At 70.5% G+C, this 19,531-nt stretch carries 15 protein-coding genes; 10 read left to right on the forward strand and 5 right to left on the reverse strand.

Features of this window, described 5'->3' with window-relative positions; all coding sequences use genetic code 11:
- Positions 1-3: 3 nt before the first annotated feature.
- Entirely contained in the window at positions 4-222 is a 219-nt protein-coding gene (locus NLX86_RS04910; RefSeq protein WP_254370326.1) for a hypothetical protein, read from the forward strand.
- A gap of 97 nt (positions 223-319) precedes the next feature.
- Here NLX86_RS04910 and pulA read toward each other — a convergent pair whose 3' ends face one another.
- Positions 320-5,650, reverse strand: a complete 5,331-nt coding sequence (gene pulA, locus NLX86_RS04915; protein WP_254370327.1) for a pullulanase-type alpha-1,6-glucosidase — start codon at positions 5,648-5,650, stop codon at positions 320-322.
- Positions 5,651-5,875: 225 nt separating this feature from the next.
- Positions 5,876-7,564 (reverse strand): carbohydrate-binding module family 20 domain-containing protein, encoded by a 1,689-nt coding sequence (locus NLX86_RS04920; RefSeq protein WP_254370328.1) that lies wholly within the window; start codon positions 7,562-7,564, stop codon positions 5,876-5,878.
- Positions 7,565-7,898: 334 nt separating this feature from the next.
- On the opposite strand from NLX86_RS04920, the gene NLX86_RS34970 reads away from it, so the two are divergent.
- Together NLX86_RS34970 and NLX86_RS04930 are read left to right on the forward strand one after the other, a co-directional pair.
- The gene (locus NLX86_RS34970) at positions 7,899-8,153 is read left to right on the forward strand and encodes a Tn3 family transposase (RefSeq protein WP_374213832.1); all 255 of its coding nucleotides are present in this window, start codon (positions 7,899-7,901) and stop codon (positions 8,151-8,153) included.
- A 251-nt stretch (positions 8,154-8,404) separates the two neighbouring features.
- Entirely contained in the window at positions 8,405-9,061 is a 657-nt protein-coding gene (locus tag NLX86_RS04930) for an NUDIX domain-containing protein (protein ID WP_308409542.1), read from the forward strand.
- A gap of 41 nt (positions 9,062-9,102) precedes the next feature.
- On the opposite strand, the gene NLX86_RS04935 is transcribed toward NLX86_RS04930, so the two are convergent.
- Positions 9,103-10,476 carry a hypothetical protein gene (locus NLX86_RS04935; protein WP_254370329.1) on the reverse strand — a complete coding sequence of 458 codons (1,374 nt, stop codon included), beginning with the start codon at positions 10,474-10,476 and terminating at the stop codon, positions 9,103-9,105.
- Positions 10,477-10,700: 224 nt separating this feature from the next.
- On the opposite strand from NLX86_RS04935, the gene NLX86_RS04940 reads away from it, so the two are divergent.
- The 7 genes from NLX86_RS04940 to eis all read left to right on the forward strand — a co-directional run bounded on the left by NLX86_RS04940 (position 10,701) and on the right by eis (position 16,451).
- Positions 10,701-11,561 (forward strand): 2-keto-4-pentenoate hydratase, encoded by an 861-nt coding sequence (locus NLX86_RS04940; protein WP_254370330.1) that lies wholly within the window; start codon positions 10,701-10,703, stop codon positions 11,559-11,561.
- A 99-nt stretch (positions 11,562-11,660) separates the two neighbouring features.
- Entirely contained in the window at positions 11,661-12,527 is an 867-nt protein-coding gene (locus tag NLX86_RS04945) for an acetylating acetaldehyde dehydrogenase (RefSeq protein WP_254370331.1), read from the forward strand.
- Between the two features lie 8 nt (positions 12,528-12,535).
- Entirely contained in the window at positions 12,536-13,558 is a 1,023-nt protein-coding gene (dmpG, locus tag NLX86_RS04950) for a 4-hydroxy-2-oxovalerate aldolase (RefSeq protein WP_254370332.1), read from the forward strand.
- A 63-nt stretch (positions 13,559-13,621) separates the two neighbouring features.
- Positions 13,622-13,852, forward strand: a complete 231-nt coding sequence (locus NLX86_RS04955; protein WP_254370333.1) for an acyl carrier protein — start codon at positions 13,622-13,624, stop codon at positions 13,850-13,852.
- Between the two features lie 7 nt (positions 13,853-13,859).
- On the forward strand, positions 13,860-14,702 hold the full coding sequence (locus tag NLX86_RS04960) for a CoA ester lyase (RefSeq protein WP_254370334.1): 843 nt from the start codon (positions 13,860-13,862) through the stop codon (positions 14,700-14,702).
- A 35-nt stretch (positions 14,703-14,737) separates the two neighbouring features.
- Positions 14,738-15,268, forward strand: coding sequence for a MaoC/PaaZ C-terminal domain-containing protein (locus tag NLX86_RS04965; protein WP_254370335.1), 531 nt, complete (start codon positions 14,738-14,740; stop codon positions 15,266-15,268).
- Positions 15,269-15,278: 10 nt separating this feature from the next.
- On the forward strand, positions 15,279-16,451 hold the full coding sequence (eis, locus tag NLX86_RS04970; protein ID WP_254370336.1) for an enhanced intracellular survival protein Eis: 1,173 nt from the start codon (positions 15,279-15,281) through the stop codon (positions 16,449-16,451).
- A gap of 289 nt (positions 16,452-16,740) precedes the next feature.
- Here the strand turns inward: eis and NLX86_RS04975 are convergent, their stop codons facing one another.
- Both NLX86_RS04975 and NLX86_RS04980 read right to left on the reverse strand, forming a co-directional pair.
- Complete coding sequence (locus NLX86_RS04975) at positions 16,741-17,814, reverse strand: LacI family DNA-binding transcriptional regulator (protein ID WP_374213833.1); 1,074 nt, start codon at positions 17,812-17,814, stop codon at positions 16,741-16,743.
- Entirely contained in the window at positions 17,799-19,481 is a 1,683-nt protein-coding gene (locus tag NLX86_RS04980; protein ID WP_254370337.1) for a glycoside hydrolase family 13 protein, read from the reverse strand. Before NLX86_RS04980 ends, NLX86_RS04975 begins: the two co-directional genes overlap by 16 nt.
- Positions 19,482-19,531 lie beyond the last annotated feature (50 nt).

Raw genomic sequence — 19,531 nt, forward strand, 5'->3', positions numbered from 1 at the left:
CCCGTGCCTCCTGGTACGCGTTGCCGCTGCGGTACGAACCGACTGAACTCGGCGGGCTTCCCGTCCGGCGGTTTCTGGACGCGCTGCGCCGCTACGGCCACCGGTGGGACGATCAGGCTCAGCGAGCACGACGCGCATCTGTGGGCCGACCACACCGGGCAGGAGATCGCCAGCAGCGCGGTGCGGACCGTACTGGCCATCTGGAGCGAGCGAGCCGCCTGATCCTCCGGGCAGGCCCGCACAGACAGCGGCCCCGGCGCTGCCGCGCCCCCGTGGGCAGCGCCGGGGCCGACTGCTGCGCCACGGGGGCGGCCGGGGCTCAGCCCCGCTTGAAGACGGCGACCGTGCGGCCGGGGACCGTGAAGGTGGCGGAACTCCCTTCGTACACGGCCTTCTTGACGGTCGCGTCCGCGCCCGCCGCCTGCACCGGGTGCAGCGCGTACGACCGGCCCGCCGGCGAGTCGGCCCGCTGGGTCTGCGTGTCCGGCGTCGCGTTGAAGACGACGACCAGGTCGCCGAGGGCCATGGTGATCACGCCGGGCGTCTCGTCCTTGCCGGAGAGCGGGAAGGACAGCGCGGACTGCACGTCGGACGCGGAAGACAGGCTGAAGACGGGCTCGGTGGTGCGGATCTTCAGCAGGTCCCGGTACGCGGCCGAGGCGCCGGTGATCTCCGGGCAGCCGGCGGAGACCGAGGGAGCGGTCAGCAGGGGCTTGGCGAAGGGCCACTTGGACTTGTTGTCGGCGGCGGGCGGCAGGCCCCGGCCGAAGCCGTTGCCGTCGCGGCAGTCCCAGTGGATCGCGTTGAACCAGTCCCCGCTGTCGTACGAGTTGCGGTCCAGGGACTTGGAGCGCAGTAGGTCCGTCCCGGCCTGGAAGAGCGCCGGGCCCTGCGAGAGCGCGGCGGTCGCCATCGCCAGGACCTGCATACGGGCCCGGTCGGCGGCCTTCACCGAGTGCGGCAGCTTGAAGGCGAGCGCGTCGTACAGGCTCTCGTTGTCGTGGGCGTCCGCGTACGCGAGGGCGTCGCCGGGGGCGGCCGCGTAGCCGGCCGGGGAGCCGTTGTAGTCCACCTCGGAGCCCTTTACCGTACGGCCGGCGGTGTCGGTGAAGGTGTACGCGGCCAGGTTGCCGCTCAGGCCGACCTTGATCAGGTCCTGGTAGTGCAGGAGCCGGGCCTTCTGGGCGGCCGGAGTGCCGTTGGCGGAGGAGGAGTTGGGCTCGGTGAAGAGGCCGGAGGCGAAGCCCTGGACGCCGGGGTCCTCGTCGAAGGGGCCGCCGCCGCGGACCGCGTCCCGTGCCCGGTCGGAGAAGGTCGCGATACCGGTACCGGCCATGTTCTTCTGGGTGGCCTGGACGAAGCGGGCGTCGTCGGCGATCTCGCCGAAGTTCCAGCCCTCGCCGTAGAGGATGGTCTTCTTCCCGTCCACACCGTCCTTGGCCGGTGTCAGGGAGTCGAGAGCCTTCCGCACCGCCAGGATGTTGGCCTTCGGGTGGTGGCCCATGAGGTCGAAGCGGAAGCCGTCGACCTTGTACTCCCGCGCCCAGGTGACGACGGAGTCGACGACGAGCTTGCCCATCATGGCGTTCTCGGGCGCGGTGTTGGCGCAGCAGGTGGAGGTCGCGACCGTACCGTCGGCCAGCAGCCGCTGGTAGTAGCCGGGCACGATCTTGTCGAGTACGGACTTGTCGGCCTGGCCGCTCGCGACCGTGTGGTTGTAGACGACGTCCATGACGGTCCGCAGACCGCTTGCGTTCAGCCCCTGGACCATCCGCCGGAACTCGACCGTGCGCATGGTGCCCTCGGGGTCACTCGCGTACGAGCCCTCCGGGACGGTGTAGTGCAGCGGGTCGTAGCCCCAGTTGTAGGCGTCCTTCGCCGCCGTCTTCGCGACGCACTCCTGCTGCTGGTCGGAGTCGGGGGCGTAGGAGGCGAGGTCGCAGCCGGGCTCGGCCCGGTCGGACTTCCTCTCGGGGATGGTGCCGATGTCGAAGGCCGGCAGGAGGTGTACGTACGAGGTCCCGGCCGCGGCGAGCTTCTCGAGGTGCTTGACGCCGTCCGAGTCCTGGTCGGTGAAGGCCAGGTACTGGCCGGGGTGCTTGGAGGTGCGGTCGGCGACGGAGAAGTCGCGGATGTGCAGCTCCTGGATCTGCGCGTCGCGCAGCTCGGCGGCCGCCGGCTTCTTCAGCCCCGCCCACCCCTTGGGTGCGAGCTTCGGGTCGGCCAGGTCGACGACCAGGCTGTGCTTCGAGTCGGTGGTCAGGGCGGTCGAGTACGGGTCGGTGACCTGGTTCGTGACGACCTTCTGGACGCTGGGCGCCCAGACCGTGACGGCGTACCGGTACTGCTTTCCGGTCCAGCTCTTGGGGCCGGTGACGGACCAGACACCGCTGCCGGCGTCCCGCTTCATCGGGACGGTCTTCCCGTCGAGTTCCAGGGCGACCCGCTGGGCCGTCGGCGCCCAGACGGACAGGGTGGGCCGGCCCTTGGCGAACACCGGGCCCAGGGACGCCTTGCTCGCGGCGCCGGAGTACAGGTCGTCGAGGATGCCGGGCGTCTGGACGCCGGTGGCGGCGAGCAGAGCACCATTGGCCGCCCGCTGGGTCGCGATCAGCTGCCCCTTGAGGGCGTCACGCACCCGGTCCCGGTCGCGCGGGTCGACGGTGAACGCCGGATAGTCCTTCAGGTGCGGGTACTTGGCCTTCTGCGCGTCGGTCAGGGCGGCCGGGGTGAGCCGGAGCCACTGCCCCTCGTCGGAGAGGGCGCCGTCCTTGACCGTGATGCCGCCGCCCGGCGCGTACACCAGCTGCTGGCTGGTCGCGTCGGTGGCCTTCACCTTCCAGGCGACGGTGGTGCGGTCGATCCACTGGGCCTCGGCCTTGGTGAGGTCGAGGGCGGGCGCGCCGCCGACGGTCGGCAGCAGGTACTTCGGCTTGCCGGCCAGCAGCCACACCTCCTGCCCGAAGGTGGCGAGATCGAGTGACTGGTCGCTGGGGAGGTCCTTCTCGTCCCCCTTGTGGAGGATGTAGCTGAGGGAGGTGGCTCCCGCGGCGAGCGGCACCTCGAAGGTCACGCCGTAGGCGTCCTTCTTCACCGGCAGCAGCGGCTTGGACCAGTCGGTCGGGTTCGCGGCGCCGGTCCAGGTGTGCAGACCCCAGCCGTCGTAGTCGCCGCCGGCCCGCTGGTAGTGGAGTACCGCCTTGGTCTTGTCCTGCGGCGGATACGTGCCGTCGGGGGCCTTCTCCGACTGCCCGTCCTTGCCCTGCTCGACCCAGACCTCACCGGTCCGGCCGAGGGCGATCGTGCGCTCGGGGCCGTCCGCGCTCCCGCCCTTCTCTACGGTGTACGAGACGGTCGAGGCGCCGTCGGGGACCTTGATCCAGGCGAACGCGCCGTACGCGTCGCGGCCGGTGAAACTCCCGGTCAGCTCACCGGACCGGATCTGCCGGCCGTCGTAGTCGCCGTCGGCGCGCCGGTAGTGCACGATCGCGTACTCGCGCTCGACGGCCGTCGGCTTCTCGGGCGACGGCGCCTGTCCGGTGGTCGTCGAGGCGGGGGCGCTCGCGGTGCGGCCCGCGCTGTCCACCACAACCGCCTTGTACCGCACGGTGATTCCGGCGGCCACCGTGCTGTCGACGTACTGCGTGATCTTGTATGGGGCGTGGTCGGCCGAGCCGAGGGTCTTCCACTTGCCGTTGCCGGTCTGGGCCGCGAAGACGACCCGGTTCAGCTGTCCGCCGTCCACGTCCGCCGCGATCTCGACGGTGCCGGTGGCACCGGGGGCCGGGGCCTTCAGGGTGAGGGAGGGCTTGGTGGCGGGCGGGGCGAGGGGCTTCGCCGCCTGGAGTACGACGGAGGAGAGCGCGGGCACGGTGACGGCCAGCTTGCCGTCGGCGCCGCTGCGCGCGGTGCCCGAACCGCCGTACAGCGTACGGAAGTCGGTCCTCGGGGAGCCGGTGGCCAGCTCCATCGTCTTCGGCATGGCCGCGTTGTTCACGGCGACCAGGTACTCGGTCTGCCGCTTGGCGTCCGTCCGCGAGAACGCGTACACGGAATCGTTCGCGTACCGCGGGGTCTGGACGCCGTCGCGCAGCGCCGGGTGGTCCTTGGTGAGCTTCGACAGCGCGGCGATCGAGCGGTACAGCGGGTGGGCCGGGTCGTACGCGTCCGCAGCGTGCGTCCGGTCCGTGCCGAGCTGGTCGTCGTCCAGGTAGTCGGCCGTCTTCGACGCGAAGAGCGTCTGGCGGGCGTCCTTGTCGCCGCCTGCGCCGGTGAAGCCCTGCTCGTCGCCGTAGTAGACGACCGGGTTGCCCCGACTGAGGAACATCAGCTCGTTCGCGAGCCGGGCCCGCTGCACCAGCTCGGCGTCGTCGGCCTCCGGGTTGTCCTGCCGCAGGAAGGTGCCGATGCGGCCCATGTCGTGGTTGCCGAGGAAGGTGACCTGCTCATAGGCGTTGGCCCGGACGGTGGCGTAGCGGTAGTCGTCGGCGAAGACCCTGGCGAGCCGGTCCGCCGACGCGCCCTGGGAGGCGTACGCCCGGGCCGCGTCCTGGAAGGGGAAGTCGAGGGTCGAGTCGAGACGGCCGCGCGTCACGTACGGCGAGGTGATGGCGGTGTCCGCCGAATAGACCTCGCCGAACATGAAGAAGTCGTCGCGGCCGCGCTTGGCGGCGTACGCGTCGAGGGCCGTCGCCCACTGGGTCCAGAAGTCCAGGTCGACGTGCTTGACGGTGTCGATGCGGAAACCGTCGATATCGAAGTCGCGGACCCACTTCTCGTAGATCCGCTGCATGCCCTTGACGACCTCGGGGCGCTCGGTCCACAGGTCGTCGAGGCCGAAGAAGTCGCCGTACTCACTGCTCTCGCCCGCGAAGGTCGAGTCACCGCGGTTGTGGTACATGGTGGGGTCGTTGAGCCACGCCGGGACCTTGGTCTCACCGGCACGCGGCTGCGGGGTGTACGGGAAGGAGTCCGCGTCCACCTGTGCGGTGACGGAGGGCCGGTCGTCGAAGGGGCGGCCGTCCTGGTCGAGGTACGGGTAGGCGCCCTTGGGGCGGTAGCCGTACTTCTTCTCCGCGTAGTCCACGGTGTCGGCGGTGTGGTTGGTGATGACGTCGAAGAAGACCTTCATGCCCTTGGCGTGGGCCTTGTCGATCAGCTTCTCGAGCTCGGCATTGGTGCCGAAGTGCGGGTCGACCTGGGTGAAGTCGGTGATCCAGTAGCCGTGGTAGCCGGCCGAGGCATCTTTGCCGGTGCCCTGGACGGGCTTGTTCTTGAAGATCGGGGCCATCCAGATGGCGGTGGTGCCGAGGCCCTTGATGTAGTCGAGCTTCTGGGTCAGCCCCCCCAGGTCACCGCCCTGGTAGAAGCCCTTGTCGGCGGGGTCGTGACCGGTCTCCAGCCGCGAACCGGTCAGTCCGCCCCGGTCGTTGGCGGTGGAGCCGTTGGCGAAACGGTCCGGCAGGACGAAGTAGAACTGCTCGCGCGTCAGATCGTGCCGGGCCGGTTCGGCGGCGAGCTTCGCGTCCGAGGGCGGCGCCGGGGGCGTGGGCGGCTTCGCCGCCGCTGCCGGTACGGCAGGTATCAGTGCCGCGCAGAGCGCGGCCGCGACGGACGCCGACGCTCTGCGGCGCGGGGAGGAACCGGTCACCGGTTGGATCTCCTTCATAGATGGCTGATGAGCAGGGGCCGCCGGACACGCGCGGGAACGCGGCGGGCGGTCCTGGAGGCGGCAGTCGCCGCCCCCGCGGCGCGGGGAGGGTTCGCAGGGCGGCCGACCAGCGGGGTGCCCCCGCGCGCCGGAGCGCAGGGGCGGGGGCCGGGATGGGGGCGCTCCGCGCCGAGGCGCGAGGCGCAGGGGCGAGCCGGCGCAGCGTCAGTTGCGCCAGGTGTCGGTCAGCGTGACCTTGCCGGTCGCCGGCACGGTGGCGGTGCGGTTGGCGCCGCTCTCCCAGGTGACGTTGCCGCCGGCGTCCTTGCGGATGTACTTGTACTCGAACGCCGTTCCGGCGGGCAGCGAGACATCCAGCTTCCACACCGGGTAGCTCGCCGGGTCGAGCCCCCGCGCGCTTCCGGTGTTCCAGTTGCCGAGGGCGGCCTGGTTGCCGGTGACGTAGATGTTCTCGCCGGGCACGGTGGTGGCGTTGACGCCGAACGACGCGCCGGCCGCCGTGGAACCCCCGCCGCAGGTACGGGCGTTCACATGCAGCGCGACAGCAGTGTGCGCGCCGAGCGTCTTCGTGAACTGGCCGGAACCGTTCACCGTGACGCCCGTACCGCTCTGTACGTCGCAGTAGTCCCCGGCGGGCAGCGAGGTCTGGAACGTGCGGGTCAGCGCGGACCCCTCGTGGTTGATGGCCACGTACGCCTTGCCGCCCCGCCCGAAGGCGATCTGGTCGCCGCCGTTGTCCCACCAGTTGGTGACGCCCTGACCGCGCGCCGCGTTCCGGAAGGCCACCATGGACTCGATCTCGCGCCAGGTGTGCTGGCACTTCCACCCGTCGCTGTAACAGGCGTTCACCGTACCGCCGTTCGGCGGTCCGGCGTCCTTGTCGGTCCACTCGTACCCGGAGTGCACATCGGGCGCGCCGTACGGCCAGGCCAACATGAAGACGTTGGCGAGCGTGTAGGTGGCACCGTCCTTGTAGCTGAGGGTGTCGCCGCCGCGCTCGGTGTCGTGGTTGTCCACGAAGACGGCGGACTTGCCGGTCTCCATGAAGCCCCAGCCCTCGCCGTAGTTCTTCAGGTAGGCGAGGTTCTCGTTGGTGAAGACCTGCTTGAGGCCGCGGGCGTAGCGGAACTCCTGGACATCGCCGTTGCCGAGGTACTCACTCGGGGACACGGCCTCACCGGCCCCGTGGATCGCCTCCTGCTTCCAGTACACGCCGGGGTTCGACAGCCGCGACTTGATGTTGGCGAGGTCGGCCGCGGGCATGTGCTTGGCGGCGTCGATCCGGAAGCCGTCGACGCCGAGCGACAGCAGGTCATTGAGGTACGCGGCGATCCGGCCGCGGACGTAGTCCTCGCCCGTGTCGAGGTCGGCGAGCCAGACGAGCTCGCAGTTCTGTACGTTGCCGCGGTCGCCGTAGTTGGTGATGTTCGACCGGCAGTCGTCCATATCGGCGCCGGAGTAGATGCCCGGGTAGTCGTACTTCGTGTACGAGGAGCCGCCGGTGCCGGTGCCGTTCGCCGAGGCCATGTGGTTGATCACCGAGTCGGCGACCACCTTGACCCCGGCGGCGTGGCAGGTGTCGACCATGTTCTTGAATGCGGTCCGGTCGCCGAGGCGGCCGGCGATCTTGTAGCTGACGGGCTGGTACGAGGTCCACCACTGGCCGCCCTGGATGTGCTCCTGGGGCGGGGAGACCTGGACGTAGCCGTAGCCGGCCGGGCCCAGGGAGTCGGTGCACGCCTTGGCGACCGAGGCGAACTTCCACTCGAAAAGGACGGCCGTGACGTCCTTGTCTCCGGGCGGGGCCGCCTGCGCGGCGCCCGCCGGTGCGACCACAGCGACCGCCGCGCCCACCACAAGGGCGAGAGCGGCGGCGAGGGATCTGCCGGCCATGGTTCCTCCTGGCATGGGGGGAGGTGCGGGTGACGGTGCGGCCTTGTCCGGCAACGCGCCGTGCCCGTCAGGCCTTCGGGAGTTCTTGCTGCAAGAGAGCAGAAAGTTCTTGCGATCGAGACCGTACGAGCCACCGATGTCACGGTCAACCCCTAGGACACACTCGCGTTGCATGCCAGAAATCTTGCCGTTTCATGGCTGCAAGACCTTTCGCAAGTCTTGCAGTGGTGTTACGTTCACCCACACCCGGGCCGGCCGGCCGAGGGTCCGGCAGGCCCGGACCCACGCGCCCGGCCGGCCGGTCCGGCCCTGTACTCCCGAAGCTGCCGCGAAGTTGAGCGGTGCGCACGGCGTTCGTCTGCGTAACTACCTCGCCGACGCCGACCTGCGCCGCGAGATCAACGACGGACTCCAGGTCGTGGAGAACTGGAATTCCGCCAACCACGATCTGTTCCACGGCAAGGACGGCGACCTGACCGGCTCCGACAACGAGAGCCAGGGAGGTCTCCGAGCACAGCGCCTGAGTCGCGGAGCACGGAGGCGAGCGTTGGAACGCCCGGGCCGCATGGCGCGACATCGTCCCCGCTGACGACTGGACCGCGGTGAGGGAGGGCCCTGCGGGCGGCGGTCCGCAGTGCAGGCAGCAGCCGGGTGATCGGGGATCTCTGAGGGCGGTAGCAGGCGCACATCGTCCAGCTGGTTGAGCCCCGTTGTAAGCTGGTGCGGTCCTAATATGAGCCGGTGACCGAGACACTGCCCCCTTTGGGTGTTGACCTCTTCGATGTTCACCGGCTCCGCCTGGCGGAGGTTGACGCGCCACCGGTATCGTCCGAGGACCAGTTGGCCAGGGACCGCGTGTGGGACAAGGCGGTCCAGGCCAACTCGAGCCTCTTCGACGGACCGGCCGTCGCATGTGCGGGGATGGAGTGGGAGGGCCCGCACACTCTCGTCCTCTCCTGGGCGCGGGTGACGTACAAGCACTACGCCCTGCGCCTGGTACCGGGAGCCACCTCGTTACCGTCACTGTTCGTGAACGTCGTGCAGCCGACGGACGACGGGTGTCTCCTGGCGGCACGGATGTCGGCGTCAACGGCTGCTCCGGGACGCTGGCAGCTGCCGGGCGGGTCAGTCGAACCGCCGACGGACCACGACGTGCTCGACGAGGCTGTGCTGCGTCGCCATGCCGCGCGCGAGCTGGCCGAGGAGACCGGGCTCGACACGGCGCCCGAGGACCTGACCCTGTGGGCCGTCACGCGCGGCGAACACCGGAGCATCGGTCTCACCTTCCTTGCCCCGCGTCAGCCGACGTCGGTGCTGCGTCAGCGCTTCGCGGCCTTGATGGCCGGCGAGCGGGCCCTTGGGTGTGAACCTGAGCTCGACCGGATCGCTCTGGTGCGCTCCCCGGACGAGCTTGCGGCCCTGGTCGGCCCGCACGTTGACTACTTGGAGCCGGTCGTCCGCCGGTACACGGAGGCGCTTCTCCACCGGGATGCCTGAGCTTCGTCAGCCACTCGATCGTGTAGCTGCCGAACCGGATCTCAGGTGCTGGCGAGGAAGTCTCTGGCTCGTTCGTCGAGTTCGGCCGCGCACCGCAGGCCACGGGTCCGGAAGCGGGCGAGGTCGCCGCGCATTCTGGTGACGGCCTTGCGGGTGCGGACGGACCGTACGCCGTCCATGTGGTCGATGGCCCGGTTCCAGGTGGCGCAGGCCCGCTCGATGCCGCCGCGTTTGAGGTGCATCTCGGCGCCGGCGACCAAGTCGAGGGCGACGATCCGGGCATAGGTTCCGGCGGGACGAGTCGCGGCGGCGTGGGCGTACTGTTCGGCGGCGGCCCGGTGGTCGCCCAGGGTCTCGTAGACCTTCGCGGTGCGCGAGTACACCGATGCCGCCGGGGGTCCCCAGGCCAGAGCCCAGAACGGCACTTCGTCCCCGCGGTCGCCGGCCAGCAGTACCCGGGCCTGCTCCGCCTCGGCGAGGGCGGCCTGCCGTTGCCCGGCCTTGGCCAGGGTGTGGGCGTGCACCACCCGGAACAGGGCCTCGGTCTGGCTGTCCACCCGGCCCTTCGCCCGGTTCAGGCCCGTCTCGGCAAGACCCTGACAGTGCTCGGGGCGGTGGAGCTTGAGGCCCTGCATGGCCATCGTGCGCATCACGAACCCGTCGTGCCCGGTGATTCCGGACTCGGCGGCCAGAGCGTAGGACTGCAGGTAGTACCGCTGGGCGAGCCCCTGCTGACCGGCGTCGTAGCTCTTCCAGCCCAGGAGATGAACGCCGCGGCTGGCAGCGGAAAGCATCTGCTGGCGGACCTCCTCGGTGCGGAAGCGGCTCCGGCACAGCAGGGCGACGTCGTCGCGCAGATAGGTGACCAAGGCGCTGCGGCCGTGCTGTCCGCCGTGGCGCTCGTCCATGTCGGAGAAGGCGCGGATCATGTCGCGCACGGCGGCGACCTCGGCCATGCCTGCGGTGTGGCCGGCGCGGGCGGCGGCGCTGCGGGCGGCGATCTCCTGTACGTGGGAGAGCGGCAGCGCGGCGGCCGCCACGGAGTAGGCGGAGGTCGTCAGGAAGCGGCGCCGGTCCAACTCGAACCTCCACATCGGCAGCAGGGCGTCCAGCGGGTCCGCCCCGAGGGCAAGACCGATGGTGTCATTCTGCTCCTCGCTACCGACTGGCAGGCCGAGTTCGGCCGGGGTGAGGAGACGGCGGAGGCGTCTGGAGAGGGCCACGGCTAGGTAGCGGCCGGTATCGCCTTGGGGTGTGGTGCCGGCGATCCAGTGCTCGACGGCGGACTTGTTGGTCCGTAAGACGACGCCACACTCGGCGGCCACCGAGCGGACCGTCTTGGCCAGGGCCTCGTAGGTGAGCCCCGATTCGGCGACGAGGTCGCGGAGCTTGTGGTTTGGCGTGCGCGTGGTCATGAGCACCTGCCCGTATACCCGATATACCGCTTGGCCTGCCCGTCACCGTACCGCCAACTGCCCGTCGCAGGTTGACTGTTCATCAGGCCAAGCCGGGGCCCGAAACCATCCCTGGCCTGGGGCTTGGCCTGACGGCGGTCTGCGCGGCGCCGTGCTGGGCGCGCGACCGCGAACCTCCCGACTCCGACCCGGCGCCGCATCTCCTGAACCAGACGGAGGGGATCATGAACACCGAAGCTCCCGTGGAACAGCCCCCGGCGGCCCCGGACGCGCGGGGCGAGGGCGGAACGGAGGGCCACCGGGACAGTCGGTGGACCGCCGACGAGGCGGCCGGCCTGCTCGCCGCAGAGCGTGCCAGGGTCCCGGTGGCTCCCCTCACCGAGCGACGCCCCGGCCTGAGCCTTGAAGATGCCTACCGCGTCCAGGCCACCGCCGTGGCGTGCCAGATTGCCGACGGGGCTCGTGTCGTGGGGCACAAGGTCGGCGTGACCTCCGAGGCCATGCAGCAGCAGATGGGGGTCGACGAGCCGGACTCCGGCGTCCTCCTCGACGACATGATCCTGCCCAGCGGGAGTGAGCTGCTGATGGGCGACCTCATGAATCCGCGGGTTGAGGCGGAGATCGCATTCCGGCTCGGCCGTGATCTACAGGGCCCGGACGTCGACGTGGACGCCGCGAGGCGCGCGGTGTCCGACGTGTTCCTCGCGCTCGAGGTGATCGACACCCGGTTCACGGCGAACTGGCGGATCGCTCTGGAGGACAGCGTGGCGGACAACGCGTCCTGCGCGCGGGTCGTCACCGGCGCGATGCTCCCGCTCGATCCCGGCTGGGATCTCGGCGCCGAGGAGCTGGTGGTGAGCGTCGACGGCACAGCCGTCGCCGCGGGGGAGGGCCGGGCCGTCCTGGGCGATCCGGTCAAGGCGCTGATCTGGCTGGCCCGTCGGCTGAGCGGCCTGGGTGCCGGCCTGAAGGCCGGGGATCTGGTCCTGGCCGGGTCGGTACACGCGAGCCTCCCCCTCGAAGCGGGGACCGAGGTGCGGGTCACCTCGGCGACGCTGCCCGCCGTGCACCTCCGGGTGGGCTGACCCACCGCCCGGCCCAGGGCACGAAGGGCCGCATCCGCCAGCGCGGCCTGTGGTCCCGCTGCCCGTGACCAACCACTCATCACGACCAAGGAGCGGCCCATGACCAGGGAACGGACGAGCGTCGCGGTTCTCGGAGCCGGTCTCATCGGGATCGACCTGATCGGGAAGATCCAGCGATCCGCGGCCCTGGACTGCCGCCTCGTCGTGGGCCGGGGCCCACGGACCCTGGGCCTGCGCAGGGCGGCCGAGCTGGGGTTCACGACCGCAGCCGGCGGAATCGTGTCCCTGCTCGATTCTGGGCCCTTCGATGTCGTCTTCGACGCCTCGAACGCCGACGCCCACGCCGAGCACTCGTCCTGCCTGAAGGCGACGGGCGCGACGCTGATCGACCTCACGCCCGCACGGCTCGGCACGATGGTCGTGCCCACCGTCAACGGGGCGGACGCGGCGGCGCACCGCCACATCAACCTCGTCAGCTGCGGCGGCCAGGCGGCGATCCCTGTCCTGCACGCCCTCGCCCAGCACTGCTCGCCCCAGTACATCGAGGTGGTCTCCACCGGGGCGAGCGCCAGCGCGGGCCGGGCAACACGGCTCAACCTCGACGAGTACATCACCACGACGCAGGAGGCCATTCGGGCCTTCACTGGCACGCGGGACGTAAAGGTGATGGTCAACCTCAGCCCTGCCCTGCTGGCGCCGCCGTTCCGGGTGGCCATGACGGTGCTGGCGCCCGGCCTGCGGCCCCTACCGGTCCGCGCGATCGCCGCGGCCGCCGCCGAGGGAGTGCGGGCGTTCGCTCCCGGATACCGCGTGGCCTCGGCCTCGGTGAGCGAGGGCCGGATCTCCGTCGCCGTGGAGGTGACCGCTGAGGGCGGCCGCATTCCGAGGTACGCGGGAAATCTCGACATCATCAACGCGGCCGCCGTGCTGGTGGCCGAGCAGCACGCGACCGCCCGGGCGAAGTGAGGACACTCATGGACCAATCCGTTCAGGATGAGGCGCCCCGGGTGCTGATCCACGACCCGACGCTGAGGGACGGCCACCACGCGGCGCGCCACCAGCTCGACCGCAACCAGCTGCGCGCCTACGCGGCGGCCGCCGACGCCGCCCGGGTTCCCGTGGTCGAGATCGGCCACGGAAACGGGCTGGGCGCCTCGTCCCTCCAGATCGGCCGAGCCAGGCTCAGCGACGACGAAATGCTCTCGGTGGTACGCGAAGCCCTCGCCCACAGCCGCATGGGCGTCTTCATGGCCCCGGGCTGGGGCACTTCCGCGGACCTGCGGGGCGCGGTCGCACGCGGTGCGGACGTGGTCCGGATCGCGGCGCACTGCACCGAGGCCGACGTGACCGAACGACACCTTGGCGTCGTCCGTGACCTCGGTGCCGAAGCCCACGGTGTGCTCCTCATGAGCCACATGGCCCACCCGGAGCAGCTGGCCGGGCAGTGCGCCCTCCTCGCGGGGTTCGGCGCCCAGGCCGTGGGGATCTTCGACTCCGCCGGTCACTACGTCCCGAACGACGTGATCGACCGGATCGCTGCCATCAGATCGGCGGTCGACATCCCCGTGATCTTCCACGGCCACAACAACCTCGGTCTGGCCGTCGCCAACTCCGTCGCCGCCATCGAGGCCGGGGCCTCGATCATCGACGCGACCGCGCGCGGCTTCGGCGCCGGAGCGGGGAACACCCAGCTGGAAGTCCTCGTGGCCGTACTGAAGCGCCTGGGGTATTCCACCGGGATCGACCTCCGCAAGCTCCTCCATGCCGCGGACACCGCCCAGGACCGGCTGATGGATACCCCGCCGACGATCGACTCGGTCAGCCTCGTCAGCGGCCTGGCCGGCGTCTTCTCCGGCTTCAAGACGCCCGTCCTGGAAGCCGCCCGCCGCGAGGGCATCGACCCCGTTGATCTCCTCTTCGCCCTCGGCAAGCGCCAGGTCGTCGCGGGCCAGGAGGACCTGATCGGTGATGTCGCCCGGCAGCTGAAGAGCACGTAATGCAGACCCACGACGGACGAGTGCGTACGCGCACCACCACACCGAGAACACGAAGGAGTCGCCGTGAACGGTGATCTCGAAAGCTTCCTGCTCGACGACCTCAAGCTGCCAGCGGACCGGATGAGCCCGGACGCCGGCCTGGACGACGCCGGTCTCGACTCCCTCGCGGTCGTCGAGCTCTCCGTACTGCTGAGTGACCGGCTCGGCATCAGCATCCGCGAAGCCGAGATCGAGGGCGCCGCGACCCTGGGGCAGCTCGACCTCCTCATCGAGCAGAAGCGCGAGGAAGGGTGAATCGGCCATGGACCCGAAGAAGAACAAGTGCCACGGACGGGCGTGGATCATCACACCGGCCCTGAGGGCGGACCGGTTCGAGGCGGCTCAGACCTCCGGCGCCGGTGTCGCCCTCGTGGACCTCGAAGACTCCGTAGCCCCCCAGGACAAGCAGGCCGCCCGGGTGGCAGCGCAGCAGTTCTTCGACCGGCCGAGCGCGCCCTGCACCCTGGGAGTCCGCATGAACTCGCCCGCGACCCTTGAGGGCGCCAGGGACCTCGTCGCCCTCTGCGCGTACGCGTGCAAGCCCGACCTCGTCCTCGTCCCGAAGACCGAATCGCCCCGGGACGTCGAGCTCGTGGCCGGCGTCCTCGACACCGACGGCTACACCCCGGACATCTGGGCCCTGATCGAGACCCCGCGCGCCTTCGACCGGCTCCCCTCGATCCTGGCCGCGCCTCGGCTCGGCGGCGTCGTCTTCGGGTCGGCGGACTACGCGGCCGCCGTCGGCTGCGGGCTGGGATGGGAGTCACTGCTCTACGCCCGCTCCGCCCTGGTAAACAGCGCGACCGCCGTCGGAATCCCCGCCATCGACGCGCCGGTTTACGACCTGAACGACGTCGACGCGCTGCGGCGCGACGCCGAGCGGGGAAGGGAGCTCGGGTTCTACGGCAAGGGAGCCGTGCACCCCCGTCACGCGGCCGTCATCAACGACGTCTTCACACCCTCCGAGGGGGAGATCGCCCGGGCGCGTGCCATCGTCGCTGCCGGCCGGGCGAGCGGAAGGGGCATCACGTCCGTCGGAGGGCAGATGGTCGGCACACCCTTCTTCGCCGCGGCGGAAGCCCTCATCCGTGATGTAGACGGCTGATCCAGCCGACTCGCCAGACAAACCGGAGTCACATTGTGAGCAGCGATCTCCCGCAGGGCTACCGCCGAGTCGCCGAGGGCCGAATCCGTGAGAACGTCGGCCTCGGATACGGCGACTTCACGATCGGCATGATCATTGAGCACCGTCCGGGGCGGACGGTGACCGAGACGGACAACCTCCTGGGAACGGCGCTGACCGGCAACGTCGCGCCGATCCACACGGACGCCCACTACAGCAGCACGACCGAGTGGCGTCAGACCTTGGTGTGCAGCGGCGTCACGCTGAACATCGTCGCAGGCATGACCGTACGGAGCACCAGCGGCCTGACCATCGCCAACCTCGGGCTCGACGAGGTCCGATTCGAGAACCCCGTCTTCGTGGGCAACACCCTGTATGCGGAGACGGAGATCGTCGACCGCAGGCTCTCGAAGAGCCGCCCTGAGCACGGGATCGTGACGTGCCAAACGTCCGGCTTCAACGAGGACGGCAAGCGCGCGGTGAAGTTCACGCGGACCTTCCTCGTCCCGACCGAACCCGAGACCGTCCGGGCTGCGACCAACTACTAGAAGGCCATCCATGAGCGAGCAGCTTTCCTTCGTCGCGGCCGATGACGGCCTGTGGCAGCAGTACGACGAACTCGCTACCCGCAGCTACGGCCACCCCGTCGGCGATATCACGCACCTGCGCGAGTACGCCGGCCTCCAGGTGGCGACCCGAAAAGGCAGGGTTGTCGCTGGGGGCCTCGGCCTACTGATCCCTCAGCTCTTCGGCGGCTCCCCGGTCCCCAGCGCGTGCCTCGGCGCCGGCTGCGTCGCCCCAGAAGAACGCGGAGAGCACCTGGCGACACGCATGGCCGCCGAGCGGCTGCGCCCCCTGCGAGAGAAGGGCGCGGTGGTCTCCGCGATCTCGACGTCGTCGAACGGCTACGCCCGCAGGCTGGGTTGGGAGGCCCCCGTACCCGTGTTCGCCTGGACCGTCGCCACGGACGACCTGAAGCGGTCCTTCACTGGCGAGGACTTCGAGATCGAGCACGGGCTCACCCCGGACGCCCAGGACCTGCAAAGGGAACTCGCCCGGCAATGGAACGGGCCCGTACTCCGGCCCGACTGGTGGTCGTCGTGGAAGGAGAACAAGAGCGCCCTGACGACCTACCGCTTCAACAGGCCGGGGCACCCGACGGCCGGTCTGCTGTCCCTCGCCATGCAACGGCGAGAGCGCCACGGCATGAATCTCGTCGTCCACGACTTCTGGGCAGCCGGCGAGAGCACGGCCCGCGCCATGCTCGCCTTCCTCGGCTGCCACAACACCCGAGCCGAAACCATCGAATTCCGTCGCGGCGCACTGCCTCCGTACCCCACGCTGCTGCACAACCTGCACCGCTACCGGCCCACCGCAAAGGCGTGGCACCCGTGGATGCTGCGCATCCTCGACATCCCCGGAGCCGTGCGGCTCCGCGGATGGCCCGCCGACCTCGACAGCACCGTGCCGATCGAGATCGAGAACGAGAACGGCGACGCCTGGGACCGCTACATGCTCCAGATCACCGCCGGATCGGCCGAGATCAGCCCGACGCACATCGAGGGCCAGGTGATTTTCACCAGAAGGCAGCTCGCTGTCTGGTACGCCGGCGGCTACAGGACCGCCACGTCGGCGCGCATGGCGGGAGTCCGCGCCGCATCGGAACAGGCGCTCGCGACCCTCATCCGCAGTACGGCAGAACTCGAACCATGGCTGCCCGACCATTTCTAGCGACCACCATCGGCATCCCCCTCCCTGAACTGGGCGACACGTGCCCGTGTTCCGGCCCCCACGGCGGAACACGCGTCGTCACGGCCCCGACTCCGCGCCCGGCGTCGGGGCCCTCCCAAGTGGTCAGCCCCTGCGACGGGGCGACCGGGGCGCGTTCGGCGACGTCTGGCGACCGCGTACACGCCGGGACGTGCGTGCCGCTCCAGGGAGCAGACGAAGGCGTGGCATTGTCACTTCGCGGCAGCTTCGGGAGTGCAGGGCTGGTCCGGGTGGCACCGGTGCGCGATAGCTACCGGCGCGCCTGCGCGGTGGAGCCGCGGACCACCAGCTCCGGCTGGAGCACGTACTCCGTGCTCTCCACGGGACTCCCCTGGAGTTCTTCCAGCAGTGCACCGACCGCGGCGGTCGCCATCGCGGTCACCGGCTGCCGGACCGTGGTCAGCGGCGGATCGGTGAACGCCACCAGCCGCGAGTCGTCGAAGCCGACCACCGAGAGGTCGTGCGGCACGTCGAGACCGCGTTCCCGGGCTGCCCGGATGACGCCGAGGGCCATCATGTCGCTGCCGCAGACGATGCCGGTGCATCCCTTGTCCAGCAGCGTTCCGGCGGCCGCATGGCCGCCCTCGACGCTGAACAGGGTGCGCTGGACGAGCTGTTCGGCCGCGGCGGGGGTGTAGCCGAGGATGCTGGCCAGAGCGTCCGTGAACCCCTCGTTCTTGCGCCGGGCCGGCACATAGCGGATGGGGCCGATGGCCAGGCCGATCCGCTCGTGGCCCAGCTCGGCCAGATGGTTCACGGCCATCCGCATCGCGGCCCGGTCGTCGGCGGACACGCACGGCGCGCTGATGTGCTCGCTGGGCCCGTTGATGAGTACGAACGGGACTCCGCGGTCCACGAGTTGGGCGTACCGCGTGTGATCGGCGGCGGTGTCGGCGTGCAGTCCGGACAGGAAGACGATGCCGTTGACGCCGCGTTCCTGGAGCTGCTCCACCAGCTCGTCCTCGGTCGCTCCGCCCGGCAGCTGGGTACACAGCACCGGCGTATAGCCGTGACCGGCCAGGACCTGCTCGACCGCCTGGGCGAAGGCCGGGAAGATCGGGTTGGTGAGCTCGGGGGTGAGCAGGCCGATGAGGCCCTCGCTGCGCTGCCGCAGCCGTACGGGCCGCTCGTAACCGAGCACGTCGAGGGCCGCCAGCACCCGCTGACGGGTACTGCTGGCGACCCCCGGTTTGCCGTTCATGACGCGGCTGGCGGTCGCCTCGCTCACGGAGGCCTGTGCGGCGATGTCCGCGAGCCGCGGGGCGCCGCCGCCGGTCTGGACGGCGGCGTCCCGCGACGGGGGAATCGTCACACCGTCCACCACACAGCGGTGTCGGCGGGCAGTTCGGCCTCGCCCCTGGCCACGTACCCGGCCGGGTCCACGGCGGAGCTGGCCAGCAGGACGCGGCCGGGGGCCGGGATCCGTACCGGCGCGCCCGTCGTGTTGACCGTACAGACGAACCCGCCGGCCCGGCCGAAGGCGAGCACGCCCTCGGGGGCGTCGAGCCACTGGACGGCGTCGCCCGCGCCGAGTCCGGGGTGCTCGGTGCGCACCGCGAGGGCGCTGCGGTACAGCTCCAGGGTGGAGTCGGGGTCACCGGTCTGCGCCTGGACGCTGAGCCCGGCCCAGCTGTCGGGCTGCGGCAGCCAGCTGCCGCCGGTGCCGAAGCCGTACGAGGAGCCGTCGGTGGTCCACGGGATCGGCACCCGGCAGCCGTCGCGGAAGCCGTCCTGACCCTCGGTGCGGCCGAAGGCCGGGTCCTGACGGACCTCGTCGGGCAGGTCGGTGACATCGGGGAGGCCGAGTTCCTCGCCCTGGTAGAGGTACGCGGAGCCGGGCAGCGCCAGCATCAGCAGCGTGGCGGCGCGGGCCCGGCGCAGGCCCAGTTCGCGGTCGCCGGCGGCACGGATCTGGGTGCCGGCCGGCGGGCCCGCGAAGCGGGTGGCGTGCCGCGTCACATCGTGGTTGGAGAGCACCCAGGTGGCCGGGGCGCCGACGGGCCGCATGGCGTCCAGTGAGGCGTCGATGACCTCGCGCAGCTCGACGGCGTCCCAATGTGTGCCCAGGTACTGGAAGTTGAATGCCTGGTGCAGCTCGTCGGGGCGTACGTAGTTGGCCGTGCGCTCGACGGTCGGAGTCCATGCCTCGGCCACGGCGATGCGGTCGCCGGGGTACTCGTCGAGGATCTTGCGCCAGGCGCGGTAGATCTCGTGGACGCCGTCCTGGTCGAAGAAGGGCATGACGTCATTGCCGAGCAGCTTCAGCTGTTCACCGGCGCCGAGGTCGGGCAGGCCCTCGGCCTTGACCAGCCCATGGGCGACATCGATACGGAAGCCGTCGACGCCCATGTCGAGCCAGAAGCGAAGGATCGACCGGAACTCGTCGGCGACGGCCGGGTGGTCCCAGTTGAAGTCGGGCTGCTCCGGCGCGAAGAGGTGCAGGTACCAGTCGCCGGGGGTGCCGTCGGGGTTCTGCGTACGGGTCCAGGCCGGGCCGCCGAAGATGGACTCCCAGTCGTTGGGCGGGAGTTCACCCTTCACGCCCTTGCCGGGGCGGAAGTGGTACCGGTCCCGCAGCGCGCTCGCAGGCCCCTCGGCGAGGGCGCGCCTGAACCATTCGTGGGCGTCGGAGGAGTGGTTGGGCACCAGGTCGACGATGATGCGCAGCCCGAGGTCGTGCGCGTCCCGGATCAGCGCGTCGGCGTCGAGCAGCGTGCCGAACATCGGGTCGATGGCGCGGTAGTCGGCGACGTCGTAGCCCGCGTCGGCCTGCGGGGAGGCGTAGAAGGGGGAGAGCCACACGGCATCGACGCCGAGTTCCCGGAGGTACGGCAGCCGGCTGCGGATACCCGGGAGGTCGCCCATGCCGTCGCCGTTCCCGTCGGCGAAGCTGCGCGGGTACACCTGGTAGATGACGGCGCTTCTCCACCAGTCCGCGCGGGGCGCGGACCGGTCGGCGGTGCGGTGGGCGTCAGCCAGGTACTGGGTCATTCTCGGTCCCTTTGGATGCTCGGGAGCTGGTTGCGGCGTTCGGGCGGTGC

The sequence above is a fragment of the Streptomyces sp. A3M-1-3 genome (assembly GCF_024213665.1).
Classification (GTDB): Bacteria; Actinomycetota; Actinomycetes; order Streptomycetales; family Streptomycetaceae; genus Streptomyces.

What these genes read in the sequence shown, in the direction of transcription:
- NLX86_RS04920 (WP_254370328.1), bottom strand. Translation starts at nt 7,564, where the DNA reads ATGGCCGGCAGATCCCTCGCCGCCGCTCTCGCCCTTGTGGTGGGCGCG.
- NLX86_RS04935 (WP_254370329.1), bottom strand. Translation starts at nt 10,476, where the DNA reads ATGACCACGCGCACGCCAAACCACAAGCTCCGCGACCTCGTCGCCGAA.
- NLX86_RS04940 (WP_254370330.1), top strand. Translation starts at nt 10,701, where the DNA reads ATGAACACCGAAGCTCCCGTGGAACAGCCCCCGGCGGCCCCGGACGCG.
- NLX86_RS04945 (WP_254370331.1), top strand. Translation starts at nt 11,661, where the DNA reads ATGACCAGGGAACGGACGAGCGTCGCGGTTCTCGGAGCCGGTCTCATC.
- dmpG (WP_254370332.1), top strand. Translation starts at nt 12,536, where the DNA reads ATGGACCAATCCGTTCAGGATGAGGCGCCCCGGGTGCTGATCCACGAC.
- NLX86_RS04960 (WP_254370334.1), top strand. Translation starts at nt 13,860, where the DNA reads ATGGACCCGAAGAAGAACAAGTGCCACGGACGGGCGTGGATCATCACA.
- eis (WP_254370336.1), top strand. Translation starts at nt 15,279, where the DNA reads ATGAGCGAGCAGCTTTCCTTCGTCGCGGCCGATGACGGCCTGTGGCAG.
- NLX86_RS04980 (WP_254370337.1), bottom strand. Translation starts at nt 19,481, where the DNA reads ATGACCCAGTACCTGGCTGACGCCCACCGCACCGCCGACCGGTCCGCG.